This is a genomic window from Ginsengibacter hankyongi, from assembly GCF_008710285.1.
In the GTDB taxonomy this organism is placed as follows: domain Bacteria; phylum Bacteroidota; class Bacteroidia; order Chitinophagales; family Chitinophagaceae; genus Ginsengibacter; species Ginsengibacter hankyongi.
Genome location: NZ_VYQF01000026.1, coordinates 1 through 829 on the forward strand (window position 1 = coordinate 1; position 829 = coordinate 829).

1 protein-coding gene is annotated in these 829 nt (G+C 49.0%); it reads left to right on the top strand.

Features of this window, described 5'->3' with window-relative positions; all coding sequences use genetic code 11:
• Positions 1–829: hypothetical protein (locus tag FW778_RS23375; protein ID WP_202552451.1), on the top strand; the 829-nt coding region annotated here is incomplete at both ends.

Consider the following 829-nt stretch of genomic DNA (forward strand, 5'->3'; position numbering starts at 1 on the left):
ATGCATCCGGTGTTTCCCTGGGCGGCGCCCTGGATATTTATAATTCAGTGACCTTTTCAGGAACCGGCAAAAAGCTAACCACCAATGATACCTTAACCTTTAAGTCAACAGCTTCGGGAACCGCTTATTTAGGTGATATGACCGGCAATACCATCACCGGTAAAGCTACCGTGGAGCGATATGTATCTGCACATAAAGCATGGAGGTTCTTATCCATCCCGACCAATACCACACAAACGGTAAGACAAACCTGGCAGGAGGGAGCTGCTTCTTCCTCGTCTAACCCCGCACCCGGCTTTGGAACACAGGTTACCGGTGCCGGTGGTACTGCAGCAGGATTTGATCTTTATTCACCCCTGCCTTCCGTGAAAACTTATAATTCTTCCTCCAATACATGGGTGGGTATTTCTTCAACGGCTAATACTATTAAAGCCACTGATGGATATATGGTCTTTATCAGGGGTGACAGAACCGTTACTGCCATTAGTGCACCGGCAACTGCCACCGTTTTGCGTACCAAGGGTAACCTCTATACCGGGGATCAAACTCCCGTTACGGTAAGCGCCGGCAAGTTTACTTCTATTGGTAATCCTTATCCTTCGGCTATTGATATGCGTAATATCACCAAAACCGGCGTCAAGGATTTCTTTTATGTATGGGATCCTGCACTGGCAGGCACCTATGGCTTTGGCGCCTACCAGACTTTCTCCAACAACGGGAGTGGTAATTATGTGATCACGCCCGGGGGAGGCAGTTATGGAAGTGTTGGCAGCTTTAGTAACTACATTGCCAGCGGGCAGGCCTTCTTTGTCCAGGGAGATACCGGTGG